Genomic DNA, 16,146 nt, shown 5'->3' with positions numbered 1-16,146 from the left:
AGGACACACATCATGCGCACCAGAGTGGAAGATGTCATGACCCGCCAGGTCATCTCCGTCGACTTCGACACCCCGTTCAAGGACGTCGCCGAGACCCTCATCCAGCACGGCATCAGCGCCGTGCCCGTCGTGGACGCCGACGGCCGGGTCGCCGGGGTGATCTCCGAGGCGGACCTGCTCCGCAAGGAGGAGTTCCGCGAGCTGTTCTACCGCGAGGGCTACCGTCCCCCGCTGCGGGTCAGACGGCGCCATCGCGACGCCGAGCGCAAGGCGACGGGAGACACCGCCTACGAGCTGATGAGCGCGCCCGCCGTGTCGATCTCCAGAGAGGCCACGGTCGTCGCGGCCGCACGGCTGATGGATGAGCACGACCTGAAGCGGCTGGTCGTCCGTGACGACGACGGCTGCCTGGTCGGCATCGTCAGCAGACGCGACCTGCTGAGAACCTTCGTCAGGGATGATGAGGAGATCGCCAAGGACGTACGGGAGGACGTCTTCGAACGCGCCCTGTGGAACGATCCTTCACAGGTCACGGTCACCGTCGACCACGGGATCGTCACGCTGAACGGGCGCATGGACCGGCGCAGCTCGGCCGCGATCGCGGCCAGGATGACCCAGCGTGTCAACGGCGTCGTCGACGTGGTCGACAACCTGATCTGGGACGAGGACGACACACCCGTCTGGGACGGGCGCTAGTCATGCTCGTCCGAGAAGTGATGACCAGCCCCGTGGTCACGGTCCGCAGGACCGACCCGGTACGGCAGGCCGTCCGCCTGCTCCACCACCACGACGTCACCGCGGCTCCCGTGGTCGACGACACCGGCCGGGTGATCGGCATCGTGAGCGAGCTGGACCTGCTGCGCGGCGAGTTCGAGCCCGACCCCCGCGCACGACTGCGTCCGGTGAACGGGCTGGACGAGCCGCCGCCGCCGACCGTCGGCGAGGTGATGAGCGGCAAGGTGATCACCGTGACGGAGACCACCGACGTCACCACCGCCATCGAGCTCATGGTCGGCCTGCGGGTCAAGAGCCTGCCGGTGATCCGAGGGGACGCGCTGGTCGGAATCGTCAGCAGGCGCGACCTGACGGCGATGCTCGCCCGTCCCGACTCCAGCCTGCGCGACGACGTGCTCGCGGCGTTGCGCGAGCAGTACCCCGGCCTCGAGGTGACCGTCCACGACGGGATCGCCGAGCTGACCGGACCCGCCGATGACGTCGCCGACGTGATCACCAGAACAGTCCCCGGCATCGTCCGGGTCACCCACAGGAGCACACCGTGAGGACCACCGTCCGGGACGTGATGACCACCGACGTGGCCGCCGTCAACGCCGACGCCGCCTTCCACGTGGTCGCCGAGCTGCTCATCCAGCGTGGCGTCAGCGGCGTCCCGGTCATCGACGACGCCGACCACGTACTCGGCGTCGTCTCCGAGGTCGACCTGCTGTGCAAGGAGGAGTTCAAGGAACGTTACTACGGCGACTTCTACCGGCCGCCGCTGCGCGCGCGACTGCGGCATCGAACGGGCAGCCCGCGAAAGGCGACAGGTGAGACCGCACGCGAACTGATGACCTCGCCCGCGGTCGTCACCACGCCTGAACCGTGCGCGCCGCCGAGAGCGTTGACGGCGTCGTCGCCGTCAACGATCAGCTGACGTGGAGGCGCAACGACGTCGCAGCCGACCTGCCGATCTGGGGCGGCGCCTGACGCGTCCATCGTCCCCGCGACATCCCGACGGTCATGACGCCTCCTTGCGCGGGCGGACCACCGCGACGGGACAGTGGGCGTGGTGCAGCACCCCGTGGCTGACGGAGCCGAGCACGGCGGAGGCGAACCCGCCCATTCCCCGGGATCCGACCACGAGCAGGGCGGCGGTCTTGGAGGCGTCGACCAACGCGGCGACCGGGTGCTCGCACACGAACGACTCCTTGACCTCGATGTGACCGTGCTCGTCACGCCACCGGGCCAGCCGCTCACGCGCGATGCCCGACGCGTCGTCGGCCGCCCGAGCCATGATCTCGCCGGAGCCGGCCGCATGCGGCCCGGCCACCGGCATCTGCCACGCGTAGACGGTGTGCAGCCGAACACCTCGCGCCAACGCCTGCTCAAGCGCGTAGTCCAGAGCCGCCTCGGAGTGCTCCGACCCGTCGAAGCCCGCCACGACCTCCCCGCGCTCCGGCCTCTCCGGCTCGCGCACGATGACGACCGGCGCCTCCGCGTGCCCGGCGACCGCCAGCCCGACCGAGCCCAGCAGCAGAGCGCCGAACCCACCGAGCCCTCGACTGCCCAGCACGACGGAGTCGGCGGTGGCGGACTCCCGCACGAGCGTCTCGACGACGTGCCCGGGCAGCAGCTCTGTCGTCATCTCCACACCGGGACCGGAGAGGCGGGCATGGTCGGCGGCCGCCGCCAGCGCTCCCTCGCAGTACCCCCTCTCCTCCGGAAAGCCCCAGCGCTCGCATACGTGGACGATTCTCAGTGCCAGCCCCCTACGGGCGGCATCGGCCGCGGCCCATTCGACCGCCTTCGTCGCCGGCTCGGATCCGTCTGTCCCCACGACGATCGAACTCAGGTCAGGCATGGCAGCCTCCTCTTCTCCTTCCTCCAGCTTCTCGATCGGGCCATAGGGTGGTACGAGTCGGAGGTCCCCAATTCGAAGGACCTTCGGCCCGAGCGACCCGTGCCCTCACGGAGATCGTCCAGCCTATGACTGATGTGGACGGCGCCAGCGGGCGTTCGCCTGCGCCCAGGCGCGGTCCCAGCCGGCGTACCGTCGCCGGTCCAGCGCCCGCCTGAACCCCAGAAAGCCCCCGTACAGCACCCATGCCGCGCCCATCACGACGAGGACGGCCGTGCTGATGGATGTGAAGCCGATCGTGCCGGGTGTGGGCGGGGGCGTGGTCAGTTCACCGGCGCCGTCGATCCACACCCTCACCGTGGAACCCTTGCCGGCGGCCTTCTGGAGCGCAACCGTTCCGGTGCGCTGCTCCCCCTCGGGCGTCACCCATCGCACGGCGACCCGCTTGCCTGGCGAGGCCCCGCGCCCGAGCGACAGCGGTATGGCGAGCGCGTCCTCCAGCAGCGTCGCCAAGACATGGTGCCGTTCGGCCGCGTCCTTGCGCTCCTGTTCGGAGACGTGCTCGGCCACGAGGACGGCAGGCCAGACGCTCAGGACGAGCAGGATGGCCGTCACGGCCAGGGCGGCCGCCTCCAGCCGGTCGGAAGGCCGCCTCAGCGCGTTGTCGTCCGGCCGGTACCGGCGGACACGACACATGATCCAGGTGATCGCGGCTTTCATGACACACCTCCTGTCGGCCCGCAGGGGAATCGGGTCAACGGCGTCGACGGATCGTGACCCGTCTCAGACCACGTATTCGCTTCTGGACGGGGCGGGAACGGTCGAGCCGAGAGTGGCGTCGGCCATGAGCTTCGCGAACTCCTGCAGGGTGCTGGAGCGGTTCCACAGCAGCCGCTGCCGCTCGGCGCCGGTGCCGCGCTGGACGAACTCGGCCAGACGTGTGGAGACCGGCTCGGCCAGGGCGATGCGGTCCGGAAGCGCCACGGTCAGCCCACCCGGTCCATACCGCGCGGCGGCGCGCAGAGCAGCTGCGACGTGGTGGTCAGGAAGCGGCGTGACAGGCGTGCCGGCCCGGACGTCCTCCATGGCGGTGGCCACCATCGCTCGCACCAGCGCGGCGACGAGAACGGTGTCATCGGCGCTGAGGCAGGTGTCCATGACGCGTACCTCGACGGTCGGGTAGCGCGGCGACAGCCGGGCGTAGAAGTAGACCGAGCGTTCGTCCAGGATCTTGCCTGACCTGATCAGCGCGCGCACCTCCGCGTCGTAGTCCTCGACACTGGGCCAGGCCCGGGGCGCAGTCGCCGACGGCCACCGCGACCAGCGGCGATATCGCCAGCTGGCCCAGGAGGTGTCCCGGTGGTCGGCGATGGGAGAGTTGGCGCTGATGGCGAGCAAGGTCGCCAGCCATGGTCGCAGCCGTCCGATCACCTGCAGGCCCATCTCTCTCGAGGGGATGCCGATGTGGACGTGGCATCCGCAGGTGCCGGTCGTGGCCACCAGCCTCGGATGACGCCTTGCCAGCTCCCGATAGCGCGGATGGTCGGTGAGCGGCGCCAGTCCCGGAAGACATCCGGGTGCGACCCCTGAGGCCACCAGGTGGCAGCCGAGCCGCTCCGCGGCCTCCGCCGCGATCTCCCGGCGCTGGGCGACCTCACGCGCCACCTGCTCCAGCGACGCGCAGACGCCGGTGACGGTCTCGAGCTGGTAGCGCATCGCCTCGGGTTTGATGCCGGCGTGACCCTCAAGGTCGGCCAGCAGCTGCGACGCCACGGGCGCGAGCGCACCGGTGTCCGAGTCGAGGAGGATGAACTCCTCCTCCACCCCCATCGTGAGCGGGAACGTCCCGCGATCCGTCACTGTCATGGCTCCAGCATCGGAGCCGGGATCACCCGGCGCAGGAGGCTTTGGTCCCGGATCGGGCGTCGATGGGCCCGAGCCGGTCGCCTGCCGAGAGCAGGGGAAGCAGCGCTCCGGCCGGGCCATGACGCCGCCCCTTCGGGCGCGGAACGCCTCCGCTCACCAAGACCACTTGGGCGTCGGGGCCTCGACGAAGCGGTCGATGTCGTGCTGCGTGACGACGGCGAGCTTGTCGGCGAGATCGGCGAGTGCGCGTGAGGCGGCCAGCTCGTCGCCTATCTCCGCGATCGCCTGATCAGCCGGGTTGCGATGTGCCCGCCCGGTTCCTGACAGGCTCATGCCGTCCCTCGTGATGAGTACGGCCTTGGCCGAGGTGTCGTCTCCGTCCTCGTCGATGTAGATCTGTACGGTCCACTGCTTGGCTTCCATGACGACCTTCCTTGCACAGGCGTCGACTCTTCACGACGGATGCCTCACCTCCCATCCATCCGTCCGGCGAGCTGCTAGGACAGGGGCGAAAGGCCCTGAGGGCAAGGGCGAAGGTCACACCGGGCGCGGAGCCGATCGGCTCATGCAGACCGCCATCTGGCTTCGCGGCCACGCGGCCACCGCCGCCGGCTGATGTCGACCGCTCACGCCACGGCCGCCCTCGGGCGGCAGGCGGTCGGCGCTGCCGCTGCCGGGCCGGTCACGTATCCGTCCGTGGCGGCCGGGCGATCATGACAGGGCAGGCGGCGTGCTGGGCGCAGTAGTCGCTGGTGGAACCCAGAAGCGAACCGGACAGCGGGTTGTGCCCCCGTGAGCCGAGGACGAGCAGGTCGGCGTCGGCGCTCAGGCGCGTCAGGACCTCGGCAGGGTGACCGTCGACGACGACGGCCTCCGCGCTCAGGCCGGCGGAGCTCACCTCGTCCGCCACGAGCTTCTCACCCCACGCGTGAAGCTGCTCGCCGCCAGGGGTCATCAGCTCGACGCCCAGAGGGTCCCAGTACACGGCGTGGACCACGAGGAGGACGGCGCCGCGCAGAGCGGCCTCTCGGCCCGCCTGGCGCAGCCCGAATCGGGCGTGGAGCGATCCGTCGACGGCGGCGATGACGCGACCGTGAGCGCGCTGCGCCTTCGGGCGGTCGGGGACGACGGTGACCGAGCAGGGGGCGTGATGCAGGCACGCCCTGCTGACCGATCCCAGCAGCATGCCGGTGAACTGGCTGCGACCACGAGACCCGACGACCAGCAGGTCGTCGCCGGTGCACGCTCCCGTCAGCTCGGCCGCGACCGCGCCGTATCCCAGCCGGCAGGTGACACGGCGGATGTCACCGGTCTCATGTACGGCGCGCCGTATCGCCTTCAGGACGGCCTCCTCGACCACCGGTCGTTGCGGCAGGACAGTCCACGCGAGGAGTTCCGCGCCATGCAACTCGGCCTCGTGCGCCGCCCATGCCAAGGCCAGGGCCGCCCCGCGAGAGCCATCGAATCCGACGATGACGCGTTCCATGGAGAATCCCCTCAACGGCACCGAGCGCACTCGGCGAGTGAAGTCCACGCTCAGAAGCTCAGCGAGCGAACTCCTACCCACCAGGGTGACGGCAAGGGGCGCGAAGTCACGGTCGCGGGCCCGCCATCATGTCGCAAGCCGTTGACAAAGCGGGGCCCGGGCTCCCGGCTCCCCGGGGCCGGCGACGACGAGCTCCGTGCAGGAGCTCCCGTGCCGGCCCCGGCCTCCAGCGGCCTTCCCCTCGGTCGGCACGTTCAGGGTGTCCCCGCTGGTCGCGCTACTCGGCGCCGCCCTCCGGCGGACCGGAAGCCGCCGCGCCCGGGTCCCGGCGAGCGCCGTGCCGGGACGGTGGCGTGCCCGCGCCGGACGATGTCAACCCCGAAGCTTGGGGATACCTCGGCGCCTGCCGTCTTCGCCATTCTCAGGGAGCGGCCGAGAGGCACCGCGGCGAGGGCGGGAGATTGCTGTGAAGCACGTCAACGACTACGACCGGTTCTATGTCGCCGATCCGGATTTCTTCGAGGCTCCGGACAGGATTCCCGACGGGGACAGCCGTCTCTCCTTCTTCTCGGCGGATGTGCCCGCGGGCTGGCGGCGTGAAGAGAACGGGTGGTGGGTTCGCCTGAATCCGTCCGCCGAGGCAGAGCCCGAACAGGGGTGGATGATCCATGTTTCGGTCGCCGAGCATCTCGTCGAGCGCACGCTCGAGATCGTGGGCGGGTACTGCCTGCATCACTCGATCGGATTCGAGGGCATCCGCAGCCGCCTGGCCGCCCGCGCGCTGAACGCCAAGCGCGCCGACCGCAGGCGAAGCGGCCGGCTGATCACGCTGTTCCCCGCGGACGAAGCGCGGTTCACGACCGCGCTGCTCGACCTGGACGCTCTTGTGAAAGGACAGCCGGGCCCCTATGTGCTGGGCGCGCTGCGGCACGGCTCCGGCCCGCTCTATTGCCGGTACGGCTCATTCGTCCCGGCCGTCGAGACCGACGAGCACGGCGAACCGGTGAGCGGACTTCGCCGCCCGGACGGCCGGTCGGTCGTGGAGGACAGCGCTCCGGTGTTCCGTCCACCTGACTGGATCTCCGTCCCGGAGGTGCTGGAGGCGGATCTGCGAGCGATGCGCGAAACCGTCCGAGGCGCTCTCCCGTACCGCATCGAGCGCGTCCTGGCGATCACCAACGCCGGTGGCACGTATGTGGGCGCGGATCGCCTGACCGGCGCACAGGTCGTCCTGCGGGAGGCCCGGCCGCACGCGGGTCTCGACGAGCACGGCGAGGACGCGGTGACCCGGCTCGACCGGCATCGCGCGGCGCTGGAGCAGGCCGCGGGCCTGGAATGCGTGCCGGAACTGCTCGACTACCGCACCTTCGGCGAACACCGGTTCCTGATCGAGGAATTCGTCGAAGGCGTGCCGCTGAACCTTTCGGTGCTCGCCACCCTGCCGTTGCTCACTCACCAGGAGGCCGTACGCGAGTCCGGGGCCGTCGCCACGTACACGAAATGGGCGACGGAGATCCTGGACAGGCTGCGCGACGCGGTGGACGGACTGCTCGGTCGCGGGATTCGGCTGGGCGAGCTCGACCCCGAGAACGTCGTGATCCGCCCGGACGGGCGCATAGCACTGGTTGATCTCGAGTCGGCGACATCGCTCGGCGATGACCGTCCTCCGGCGGCCGACGACCCGCAGTTCTGCGTCCCCGCAGGCGTCCGCGGAGCAGCGGCGCACGAACATCTGATCAACAGGATGCGGCTGTGGCTGTTCCTCCCACTGCCGTATCACGAGCGGGCCAAGGTGCGGACGCTGGCCGAGGCCGTCACCCGGCACTACCCGGTGCCGCCCGATTTCGGCGCGAACCTGGTGCACGTACTGGGGTGCTCCGACCCCGACTCCGCCGGGCATGCGCTGGACCGGCCAGAGGCGAACTGGCCGAGGATCCGCGACTCTCTCGTCCGCGGCATCCATGCGGTCGCGAGCCCGCATCGGCGGGACCGGCTCTTTCCTGGGACGCCCACGACTCCCACGACGATCGGCGGCTACCCGCTCGGGTACGGGGCGGCGGGGGTGCTCTACGCCCTTGGCCAGGCGGGTGCCGAGATTCCGCAGGAGTACGTCGAGTGGCTGGCGAAGGCGGCCCTCGACGATCCCGCTCCCCTGCCGGGCCTCTACGACGGGCTACACGGGGTGGCGTTCGTCCTTGACCACCTCGGTCACCGCGAGACGGCACTCACCGTGATCGACCGTTCCCGGCCGCTGGACGAGGCGGCGCGCTCGGCGAACCTCAACAGCGGCCTGGCGGGCATCGCGCTGAACCTCCTGCATTTCGCCAGGGTGACCGGCGACGAGGAGATGCGGGCCCGCGCCGTACGCCTGGGCGACGACCTCGCCGAACGCCTGCGGGACGGGTTCCCTGCGACCCCCGGCGGGCCGGAGCCGTTCGGCCTGCTGCACGGCCCGACCGGGCCGGCCCTGCTCTTCCAGCACCTGCACGCACAGACCGGCGAGCCCCGCTACCTGGACCTGGCCGACCTGGCCCTACGGCACGACCTCGACCGGTGCGTGACCCGTCCCGACGGCACGGTGCACCTGTTCGACGGCATCCGCTACCTGACATACCTGCACGGCGGGAGCAACGGTCTGGCCTTCGTCCTGCGCAACCAACTCCGGCACCGCCCGGCCCCCGATCTGCGAGCGGCGCTCGAGGGCATCAGGCGCGCGTGCCAGCCGGCCTGCGTCCACAACGCGGGACTGTTCCGCGGCCGCGCCGGCATGATCGCGACGCTGGCCGAGCTCGGCTTCGCCGAGGACGGCCCGGCCATCGCCGACCAGGCCCGCCGGCTCGCCTGGCACGCCCGGCTGCACCGCGGACACCTGGTCTTCCCCGGCTTCCGCATGCGCCGGTTGGCCATGGATCTGGCAACCGGATCCGCGGGCGTTCTGCTCGCCCTCAACGCCGCGTTCGGGGAGCGTACGGGGTTCCTCCCCCACCTCGATTCGCGGACGGCCACAACCGACACCACGGAGGGAGGGAGGTGAGAACCGTGGAGCAGATCCTTGCCCTGCAGGAGATGGAGGAGGACACCGTCTCCGTGCCGTCCAACTGCGTGAGCTGGACGTCGAGCAACACCGCCTTCTGACGCCTGACGTCGGAAGCGTCTCCGGTGCCGGCCGGTCCTTTCACCGCGGCCGGCCGGCACCGGCCCATCGCCTTCGGAGGGGAAATGCTTGCCGAACTGTTTCTGGCGGCGGACCCGTTGTTCGCCGACACCGTGGAGAACGTCGACGATGACGGAACCAGGTTCCAGCCACTCATACGAGCCGGATGGACACGCGTGGAAAGCGGCGGCTGGGTGCAATTGGCCAAGCGGGGTACGACCCTGCCGGACCAGGGATGGAAGATCCACGTCTCGGCCACCGCGACCGACGCGGCGCACGTGATCGACGCGGTCTGCGACTACTGCTTCGAGCACGAATTGAGTCTGAAGTTCCTGCGCAGCAGGCAGATCATGCAGATCGTCAACAGCAAGGTGGCCGCGCGCGGGTCCAGCGGGAAGCTGATCACCGTCTACCCGCCCGGACACCTCCTCGAACGGGCCCTGAACGACCTTTCCGAGCTGCTCGCCGGCACCGAGGGGCCGTACGTGCTGAGCGACCTGCGGTGGGATGCCGGACCGCTGTACGTCCGCTATGGCGCGTTCAAACCCCAGACCTGCCTTTCCGCCGAGGGCGAGCACGTGCCCGCCATCCGGGACCCGGCCGGACGCCTGACGCCCGACCTTCGCGGCCCCACGTTCCGGCTGCCGTCCTGGGCACCGGTTCCCCGTTTCATCGAGACAAGGATCGAGGCGAGGCGCGGGGACGCTTCGGAGCCGTTCCCCTACCGGGTCGAGAAGGCCCTGCGCCTGTCGAACGCCGGTGGCGTCTACCGCGCGACACAGCCGGAATCCGGCCGTACCGTGGTGCTCCGTGAGGCTCGGCCGCACGCCGGGCTGGACGACGCGGTCACCCGCCTGCTGCGCGCGCGGGCCGTCCTGCAACGGCTGCCCGACGTCGATGTGGTCCCCAAGGTCCTCGCTCACCGCGTGCACTGGGAACACCACTTCCTCGTGGAGGAGTTCGTCGAGGGCGAGAGCCTGCTGGAGGCCGTCGCCCGGCGGCACCCGCTGCGCCGCCCAGGTCACACCGCGGCGAGCCGGGCCGAGTACGCGTGCTGGGCGCTGACCATCCTGGAGCGCGTCGAGTCGGCCCTGGCCGACCTGCACGAAAGGGGGATCGTCTTCGGCGACCTCCAGCCCGGCAACGTGATCGTCCGTCCCGACGGCCGGGTGTGCCTGGTCGACTTCGAGACGGCGCACGAGCTCTCGGACGACCCCGCGTCGGGCCTGGCCACCGCGGGCTTCGCCGCCTCGTGGGCACGGTCCGGATTCGATCCCGACGACTACGCTCTGCAATGCCTGCGCCTGGCCCTGTTCCTGCCCGTCACCCAGCTCATCCGGTTGGATCCAGCCAAGATCGGCATCCTGGTGGACGCCGCCGAGGAGCTGTTCCCCGTGCCTGAAGGCTTCGGACGCCGACTGCGGGAACGTCTCGCCCCGCCTCCGGAGTTCACGGCGCGCGTGCGGCCCGCGTCCCGGCATGGTGACTGCGCCCGCCGATCGCATCTCCCCGCCCCGTCCTGGCCGGCCACCCGGGACGCCCCGGAGTGGCCGGCGATACTGGACGCGATGCGCGACGCGATCGTCTGCAGCGCGACACCAGGGCGCGAGGACCGGCTCTTCCCCGGAGATCCCCGCCAGTTCGAGGGGCAGGGAGCCACCCTCGCCTTCGGCGCCGCGGGTGTCCTCTACGCGCTGCACGCCACGGCACGTACCGGCTACCCCGGTTTCGAGGAGCACGTCGACTGGCTGATCCGCGCGAACAGGCGCATCAAGACGCCGCGTGCGGGGCTCTGCGACGGGCTGACCGGAGTCGCCTACGTCCTCGCCGAGCTGGGCCGGCACGAGGAAGCCCTCGACACGCTGAGCCGTCTGCGTGGCATCGACCTTCGCGGGAGCGCGGCCGGCCTGTTCGGCGGTCTCGCCGGAATCGGCCTCGGCCTCCTGCACCTCCGCGACCAGCTCGCCGGCGACGGCCCGGACGAGGAGGCGGCCCGGATCGCAGACCGGCTGACTCGCATGATCGACGGAGACGTGAGCGACGTCGCCACCATCACCCGCCCCGGCCTCATGCACGGCTGGTCGGGCGTCGCGCTGCTGCTCACCCGCCTGTACGGGGTGACCGGGCAGGTGCGCTATCTCGACGCCGCCTCGACCGCGTTGGCCAGGGACATCGCCCACTGCGGCGTCCCGGCCGACGGATGCCTCCACGTACGAGAGGGGACCGAGTGGCATCTGAGCCTCGCGAGGGGAAGCGCCGGCATCGCGGTCGCGCTACGGGAGTACCTCGCCTACCGGGCGGATGACGATCACTACCGCCACGTCCTCGACGCCGTCCGCGCCGGGCTGGGGACGGATCTGATGCTGTCTGCCGGGCTTCTCGAGGGGCGTTCGGGAGTCCTGGCCGTCCTGGCGCATCTGTCCGGCGCCGACGTCGATCCCGCGGTCGACACGCACCTTCGTCACCTCGGCTGGCACGCGGTCCGCTTCCACCGGCACCTCGCCTTCCCATCGGGCGACCTCACCCGGCTGTCCATGGACCTGGGCACCGGGACGGCGGGTGTGCTCCTTGCCGTCCACGGCGCGCTCGGACTGGGCGGCGTCCCGCCGGCCTGGGCCGGTACGGCCCCTCTGACGGCGAGCCCGGCCCGTTGACTCGGCCGTTGACCCGGCGGCTGACGTCGAGGCGCCCGGCAGGTGGCGCGGACGGGCGGCTGTCCGGCAACCGCGACTTCCTGATCATGTCGAGCGGGAACGGCCTGTCGCAGGTGGGCACGGCTGCGGCGGGCATGGTGCTGCCGCTGACAGTCCTGCACTCGACCGGCTCGACGCTGTGGGTCGGCGCGGTCGAGGCCGTCTGGGCGGCGTCGCTCGGCCTCGCATGTGTGCCGGCCGGTCCGATCGTGGACCGCTTCGACCGGGGCACCGTCCTGATGATCTGCGATGCGGGACGCGCGCTGGCCAGTGCCGCGCTGGCCCTCGCCTCGCTCGATGGCCGCCCACCGGTCTGGATCCTCTTGAGTGTGGGCGTCGTCCTGGGTTTCCTCGGCGCACCGTCCAACGCCGCGGTCCTCGCCTCGCTCCGCCAGCTCGTTCCCGGGTCACGGCTGTCCGCGGCCGTGTCGGTGACGCTGGGGCGTATCCAGGCCGCGAATCTGATCGGCCCGATCGCCGGCGGCTTCCTGTTCAGCGTGTCGCCCAGTACCCCGTTCTGGTTCAACGCCTGCTCGTTCGTCATATCCGGGGTGTGCGTGTTCGCGGTGCGCAGGTCCCTGCGAGCCACCCCGGCCACCGGATCCCGGTTCCTGAACGACCTCACCGCCGGATTCCGATTCGTGTGGAGGGAGAGGCTCCAGCGGACCTGCCTGCTGACGACCATGGCGCTCGGCCTGATCCTCCAGGGCATCCTGCTGCTGGTCATCCTGGTCAACGCGCAGCGCGGCGCGAGCGGGCCGTCAGTCGGCTTCATCGTGTCCGCCGCCACCGCAGGAGCCCTGGTCGGCACCGTGCTCGCCCCCATCGCCGGAGACAGGTTCCCGCCCGTACGACTCGTCATGGGCGCCACCGCGGTCACCGGTTGCCTGGTCGTGGTCATGACCACCGCCCGCGACCGGATCGCCCTGGCCGCCCTGCTCGCCCTGGCCATGGTCGTCATGTCCATCGCCGGAAGCGTCCTGACCACGACCCGGCTGCTGCGGACGCCCGACGACTTCCAGGGACGGGTGAACAGTGTCTTCCACCTCACTCAGTTCGCCGCGGCACTCGGCCCGACCATGGCCGGCCTGATGCTCGACCGCCTGTCCGGCGGCACAGGCCTGCTGATCTTCGCCGGGCTGCTGTGGGCCCTGACGCTCCTGCTGGCCCGGCTGAAGGTCCCGGCGCCGGAGGCCGCGGCCGGGTCCCCCGATCCCGACGCGCCTGCCCCAGGCGGTCGCGCATGACCACCTACTCCATCATGATGCCGTTCGCCCCTGCGCGTCCCCAGCAGATCCTGCCCTACGCCGCGCTCACCCAATGGAGCAAGGCGCACCGCCTGTGGCAGGGACAGGCCGACATCAGCGATCCGAACCAGACCTTCGTGTTCGCGGCGGCGTCAGGTTTCCGCGTCCCGGTCGGGACGGGCGTGCTGCTCATGCCGAACCGTCACCCCGCCACCGCGGCGCAACTCGCCCAGACGCTGGCGATGACCATGGGCCACCCGGTCGTCGCCGGTTACGGTCCGGGCGCCGAGGCCCTCCAGCACGCCTTGCTCGGCATGCCGTATCGGAGCCCGCTGACCGCCACGCGCGAGTACCTGACCATCATGCGCGGGCTGCTGGCCGGGGAGAGGGTCGAGCACGAGGGGGAGTACTTCTCGTGCCGCTTCGCCCTGCGACCCGTCCCGAGCCCGCCGGTCGAAGTCGGCGTGGGGGTGCTCGGACCGGCGATGGCCCGGGTCGCCGGCGAACTGGCCGACGTGGCCATCACCTGGCTGGTCCCCGCCGCCCATCTCCGGGACGTGATCGTCCCCGCGCTTCGCGAGGGCGCCGAGGCGGCCGGACGTCCGATACCCCGCCTGGTGTCCCTCGTCCCTGTGGCCCTCGACACAGACGGACGCGACCTGCCCGATCTGGTGATCGCCGGCCATTCCAGCCACCTCCGCCTGCCGCACTACGCCGCGATGCTGCGAAGGTGCGGTATCGACATCGACACCGCCGACCCCCGCGCCGCGGCGACGGCGTTGATCAAGGGCGGCGCGTTCGTCGGCGGCGGGCTCGCCGACGTCCGCGAGCAACTGCGCCGACATGCCGACGCCGGCGCCGACGAGATCGCTGTGAATCTCTCCGGCGTGCATGTGCGGTACGGCGAGACGACGGCGTTGCGGGAACTCCACATGATCTTGGAGGAGGTCGCCTGAGCATCGCCTGATCTTGCCCGGGTACACCTTCAGGCGCGCTTGGGCATCTGCTGGGTGGAGCAGTGGATGCCGCCGCCACCCTCGCCGAGGGTGTCGACGGGCATCTGGACGATCTCGCGTCGGGGATATTCGGGTGCAGGAGGCACTGCTCGGTGGTGATCAGGGTGCCCTCACCGTCGACGGTGATCGCGCCGCCCTCCAGGATCATGCGGGACTCGACGCGGTCGACACCGAGACGCTCCAGCAACAGCGCGCTGATCCGACCGTCCTGGTCCCACGGGTGGTGCTTGCCGCCTCAGGAGTTGAAGCGGAAGTCCACCGCGGCGCGGGCGCCGTCGCGGCCGAGCACGAAGATCGGCCCGGAGTCGCGCAGCCACGAGTCGTCGATGGGCAGCTCGACCACCTCGACCGCGTCGCCGCACAGGGCGCGCGCCTGCTCTCCCTGGCCGGGCAGCGCGACCATCGTCACGGGCTCGAACCGCGCGATGGCCCGAGCGACGGCGGCGTACTCCTCCCGCGCCTGTCCGAGCAGGTCCTTCCACAGCTCGTCCCTGGTCGGCCAGGCCATGAGGCATCCGTCGTGTGCGGCCCATTCGGCAGGCATCCGCACGATCTCGTGGGCTACGCGTGGAGAAGCTGGCCGCGGAGGCCGGAGTGTCGACCGCGCTCATCTACTAACACTTCGGCGACCGGGCCGGGCTGATGCGCCGAACCCTGGAGTTCGTCAACGAGCGGGCCGGCCGGTACACCGACGAGGCGAGGGAGATCGGCGAGGATCCCCGCGCCCAGCTCGAACTGCTCCTGCTCCTGGAGCTGCAGGACACCCCCACGGTCCGGGAGAACAGCGCGGCGTGGGGTGAGCTGCGGGCGAGCGCGGTGTTCGACCCCGACCTGCGCGAGCCGCTGAGCTCCTCCGCAACCCTGGACCGTGCCCGGGAGCTGGTGGAAGGCGCCGTCACCGCGGAGCTGGGCAGGCGATGACGACCATCGCCGGCCCGACGAGCGGGTCCTGGTGGTGCGCGGGACACGGACGACACCTCGCGCTGCGGCGGGCACCGTGAGGACTTTCGCCCCTATCGGAGAAATCGCTCGACGTGTGGAATGACGGGGACGGTAGGGGCATCGGCCATGCGTGTCACGGTGCGTGACGTCTCGTGGGTCAACGGGAGCGCCCGTTCAGGGACATCGCTGAGGTCCTCGCCGCTGACGCGGTGAGCGCGGTACCGGTCACCGCCTGTGGCAGCCCCGAGACGATGCCGTCTGGCGGCGTCAGGTCGTCATGCTCCGGCGCGGAAACATGCGAGGTGGCAATCATGACGAGAGCGATCATCGCGGGCGTCGACGGATCGGCGCCTTCCCTTCAGGCGGTCAGGTGGGCGGCAGAGGAGGCCGTGATTCGTGGCGCTCCCCTTCGTCTCGTGCACGCCACGTCGCGATGGACCTACGATGTCCCGCTCATCCCGCAACCGCCCTCCTGGACGGTGGACGCGGAGGCCGCGGTCGGGGAGATGCTCCGTCAGGCGGCCCAGGAGGCGCGAGCCGGCAGGCCCAAGCTGGAGGTCACCACCGAGATCCTCGACGGCGGGGCGCAGGATGCGCTCGTGGCCGCCGCGGAGGGGGCGGAGCTGATCGTCGTGGGGAGCCGGGGGCGCGGCGGATTCGCCGAATTGCTGCTGGGCTCCGTGAGCAGGCACGTCGCCGCCCGATCCCCCTGTCCGGTGGCCGTCATCCGGCGGTCGCCGGCCGGCGACCGCGGTGAGATCGCTGTCGGCATCGCGGAAGGCCGGGGTCAGGAGCGACTCCTCGACTTCTCCTTCCGCGAGGCCGCGTTGCGCCGCGCGACCTTGCGTGCCGTGCACGCCTGGGTGCATCCGGCCACGCGCGCGCCGGGGGACATGCAGCCGCTCGTGTACGACGTCGAAGGCATCGGACAGGAGGAAGCGCGCCTCCTCGCCGAGGCTGTCGCCGGTTGGCGGGAGAAGTTCCCCGACGTCACGGTCAGCGAGCAGGTCGTGCACGAGCACGCGGCGAAGGCCCTGGTCGAGGCGTCGAGAGAGGTCGACCTCGTCATCGTCGGAGCGCATGGCGGCATCCTCGATCTGGGCGGGACCGTCCATGCCGTCCTGCACCACGCGAGCGCGGCGGTCATCGTGGTCCGGCCCTGAGAAG

Annotated in this window: 15 protein-coding genes and 1 pseudogene; 9 read left to right on the top strand and 7 right to left on the bottom strand. The window is 70.8% G+C overall.

Annotation, left to right across the window (positions count from 1 at the left end):
• Nucleotides 1–12 precede the first annotated feature (12 nt).
• The 3 genes from AC3EO4_RS11340 to AC3EO4_RS11330 are packed head-to-tail and all read left to right on the top strand — an operon-like array spanning nucleotide 13 to nucleotide 1,651.
• The gene (locus AC3EO4_RS11340; protein ID WP_431895249.1) at nucleotides 13–696 is read left to right on the top strand and encodes a CBS domain-containing protein; all 684 of its coding nucleotides are present in this window, start codon (nucleotides 13–15) and stop codon (nucleotides 694–696) included.
• Nucleotides 697–698: 2 nt separating this feature from the next.
• The gene (locus tag AC3EO4_RS11335) at nucleotides 699–1,280 is read left to right on the top strand and encodes a CBS domain-containing protein (RefSeq protein ID WP_488186338.1); all 582 of its coding nucleotides are present in this window, start codon (nucleotides 699–701) and stop codon (nucleotides 1,278–1,280) included.
• Entirely contained in the window at nucleotides 1,277–1,651 is a 375-nt protein-coding gene (locus tag AC3EO4_RS11330) for a CBS domain-containing protein (RefSeq protein ID WP_431895246.1), read from the top strand. The genes AC3EO4_RS11335 and AC3EO4_RS11330 overlap by 4 nt, the downstream gene beginning before the upstream one ends.
• 84 nt (nucleotides 1,652–1,735) lie before the next feature.
• On the opposite strand, the gene AC3EO4_RS11325 is transcribed toward AC3EO4_RS11330, so the two are convergent.
• From AC3EO4_RS11325 to AC3EO4_RS11305, 5 genes are all read right to left on the bottom strand, one after another.
• A complete protein-coding gene (locus AC3EO4_RS11325) occupies nucleotides 1,736–2,578 on the bottom strand; it encodes a universal stress protein (protein WP_431895244.1) in 843 nt (280 codons plus the stop codon).
• Nucleotides 2,579–2,701: 123 nt separating this feature from the next.
• Nucleotides 2,702–3,295, bottom strand: coding sequence for an Rv1733c family protein (locus AC3EO4_RS11320; protein WP_431895243.1), 594 nt, complete (start codon nucleotides 3,293–3,295; stop codon nucleotides 2,702–2,704).
• Between the two features lie 63 nt (nucleotides 3,296–3,358).
• The gene (locus AC3EO4_RS11315; RefSeq protein WP_431895241.1) at nucleotides 3,359–4,441 is read right to left on the bottom strand and encodes a carboxylate-amine ligase; all 1,083 of its coding nucleotides are present in this window, start codon (nucleotides 4,439–4,441) and stop codon (nucleotides 3,359–3,361) included.
• A 153-nt stretch (nucleotides 4,442–4,594) separates the two neighbouring features.
• Nucleotides 4,595–4,864, bottom strand: a complete 270-nt coding sequence (locus AC3EO4_RS11310; protein ID WP_379568507.1) for a DUF1876 domain-containing protein — start codon at nucleotides 4,862–4,864, stop codon at nucleotides 4,595–4,597.
• 259 nt (nucleotides 4,865–5,123) lie between these two features.
• On the bottom strand, nucleotides 5,124–5,927 hold the full coding sequence (locus AC3EO4_RS11305; RefSeq protein ID WP_431895238.1) for a universal stress protein: 804 nt from the start codon (nucleotides 5,925–5,927) through the stop codon (nucleotides 5,124–5,126).
• 466 nt (nucleotides 5,928–6,393) lie between these two features.
• Here AC3EO4_RS11305 and lanKC (AC3EO4_RS11300) point away from each other — a divergent pair, with 466 nt between their 5' ends.
• The 4 genes from lanKC (AC3EO4_RS11300) to AC3EO4_RS11285 all read left to right on the top strand — a co-directional run bounded on the left by lanKC (AC3EO4_RS11300) (nucleotide 6,394) and on the right by AC3EO4_RS11285 (nucleotide 13,977).
• On the top strand, nucleotides 6,394–8,961 hold the full coding sequence (gene lanKC / locus AC3EO4_RS11300) for a class III lanthionine synthetase LanKC (protein ID WP_431895237.1): 2,568 nt from the start codon (nucleotides 6,394–6,396) through the stop codon (nucleotides 8,959–8,961).
• Nucleotides 8,962–9,146: 185 nt separating this feature from the next.
• Complete coding sequence (gene lanKC / locus AC3EO4_RS11295; RefSeq protein WP_431895236.1) at nucleotides 9,147–11,735, top strand: class III lanthionine synthetase LanKC; 2,589 nt, start codon at nucleotides 9,147–9,149, stop codon at nucleotides 11,733–11,735.
• An 8-nt stretch (nucleotides 11,736–11,743) separates the two neighbouring features.
• Nucleotides 11,744–13,021, top strand: coding sequence for an MFS transporter (locus AC3EO4_RS11290; protein WP_431895235.1), 1,278 nt, complete (start codon nucleotides 11,744–11,746; stop codon nucleotides 13,019–13,021).
• Nucleotides 13,018–13,977 (top strand): LLM class flavin-dependent oxidoreductase, encoded by a 960-nt coding sequence (locus tag AC3EO4_RS11285; RefSeq protein WP_431895234.1) that lies wholly within the window; start codon nucleotides 13,018–13,020, stop codon nucleotides 13,975–13,977. The genes AC3EO4_RS11290 and AC3EO4_RS11285 overlap by 4 nt, the downstream gene beginning before the upstream one ends.
• Nucleotides 13,978–14,006: 29 nt before the next feature.
• Here AC3EO4_RS11285 and AC3EO4_RS11280 read toward each other — a convergent pair whose 3' ends face one another.
• Entirely contained in the window at nucleotides 14,007–14,123 is a 117-nt protein-coding gene (locus AC3EO4_RS11280) for an agmatine deiminase family protein (RefSeq protein WP_431895232.1), read from the bottom strand.
• 42 nt (nucleotides 14,124–14,165) lie between these two features.
• A pseudogene (locus AC3EO4_RS11275) lies at nucleotides 14,166–14,545 on the bottom strand (agmatine deiminase family protein); the annotation flags it as partial.
• Nucleotides 14,546–14,679: 134 nt separating this feature from the next.
• On the opposite strand from AC3EO4_RS11275, the gene AC3EO4_RS11270 reads away from it, so the two are divergent.
• Both AC3EO4_RS11270 and AC3EO4_RS11265 read left to right on the top strand, forming a co-directional pair.
• Nucleotides 14,680–14,958 carry a hypothetical protein gene (locus AC3EO4_RS11270; RefSeq protein WP_431895231.1) on the top strand — a complete coding sequence of 93 codons (279 nt, stop codon included), beginning with the start codon at nucleotides 14,680–14,682 and terminating at the stop codon, nucleotides 14,956–14,958.
• A gap of 332 nt (nucleotides 14,959–15,290) precedes the next feature.
• On the top strand, nucleotides 15,291–16,142 hold the full coding sequence (locus tag AC3EO4_RS11265; protein ID WP_379568521.1) for a universal stress protein: 852 nt from the start codon (nucleotides 15,291–15,293) through the stop codon (nucleotides 16,140–16,142).
• The last annotated feature ends 4 nt before the right edge of the window (nucleotides 16,143–16,146 follow it).

It is taken from the genome of Nonomuraea sp. bgisy101 (assembly GCF_057708945.1).
This window is presented reverse-complemented; position numbering and strand designations above follow the sequence as displayed.

Coding starts and splice junctions, on each gene's coding strand:
- AC3EO4_RS11325 (WP_431895244.1), bottom strand. CDS start 2,578: ATGCCTGACCTGAGTTCGATCGTCGTGGGGACAGACGGATCCGAGCCG.
- lanKC (WP_431895236.1), top strand. CDS start 9,147: ATGCTTGCCGAACTGTTTCTGGCGGCGGACCCGTTGTTCGCCGACACC.
- AC3EO4_RS11265 (WP_379568521.1), top strand. CDS start 15,291: ATGACGAGAGCGATCATCGCGGGCGTCGACGGATCGGCGCCTTCCCTT.
- AC3EO4_RS11270 (WP_431895231.1), top strand. CDS start 14,680: ATGCGCCGAACCCTGGAGTTCGTCAACGAGCGGGCCGGCCGGTACACC.
- AC3EO4_RS11335 (WP_488186338.1), top strand. CDS start 699: ATGCTCGTCCGAGAAGTGATGACCAGCCCCGTGGTCACGGTCCGCAGG.
- AC3EO4_RS11315 (WP_431895241.1), bottom strand. CDS start 4,441: ATGACAGTGACGGATCGCGGGACGTTCCCGCTCACGATGGGGGTGGAG.
- AC3EO4_RS11305 (WP_431895238.1), bottom strand. CDS start 5,927: ATGGAACGCGTCATCGTCGGATTCGATGGCTCTCGCGGGGCGGCCCTG.
- AC3EO4_RS11340 (WP_431895249.1), top strand. CDS start 13: ATGCGCACCAGAGTGGAAGATGTCATGACCCGCCAGGTCATCTCCGTC.
- AC3EO4_RS11320 (WP_431895243.1), bottom strand. CDS start 3,295: ATGAAAGCCGCGATCACCTGGATCATGTGTCGTGTCCGCCGGTACCGG.
- AC3EO4_RS11310 (WP_379568507.1), bottom strand. CDS start 4,864: ATGGAAGCCAAGCAGTGGACCGTACAGATCTACATCGACGAGGACGGA.
- AC3EO4_RS11285 (WP_431895234.1), top strand. CDS start 13,018: ATGACCACCTACTCCATCATGATGCCGTTCGCCCCTGCGCGTCCCCAG.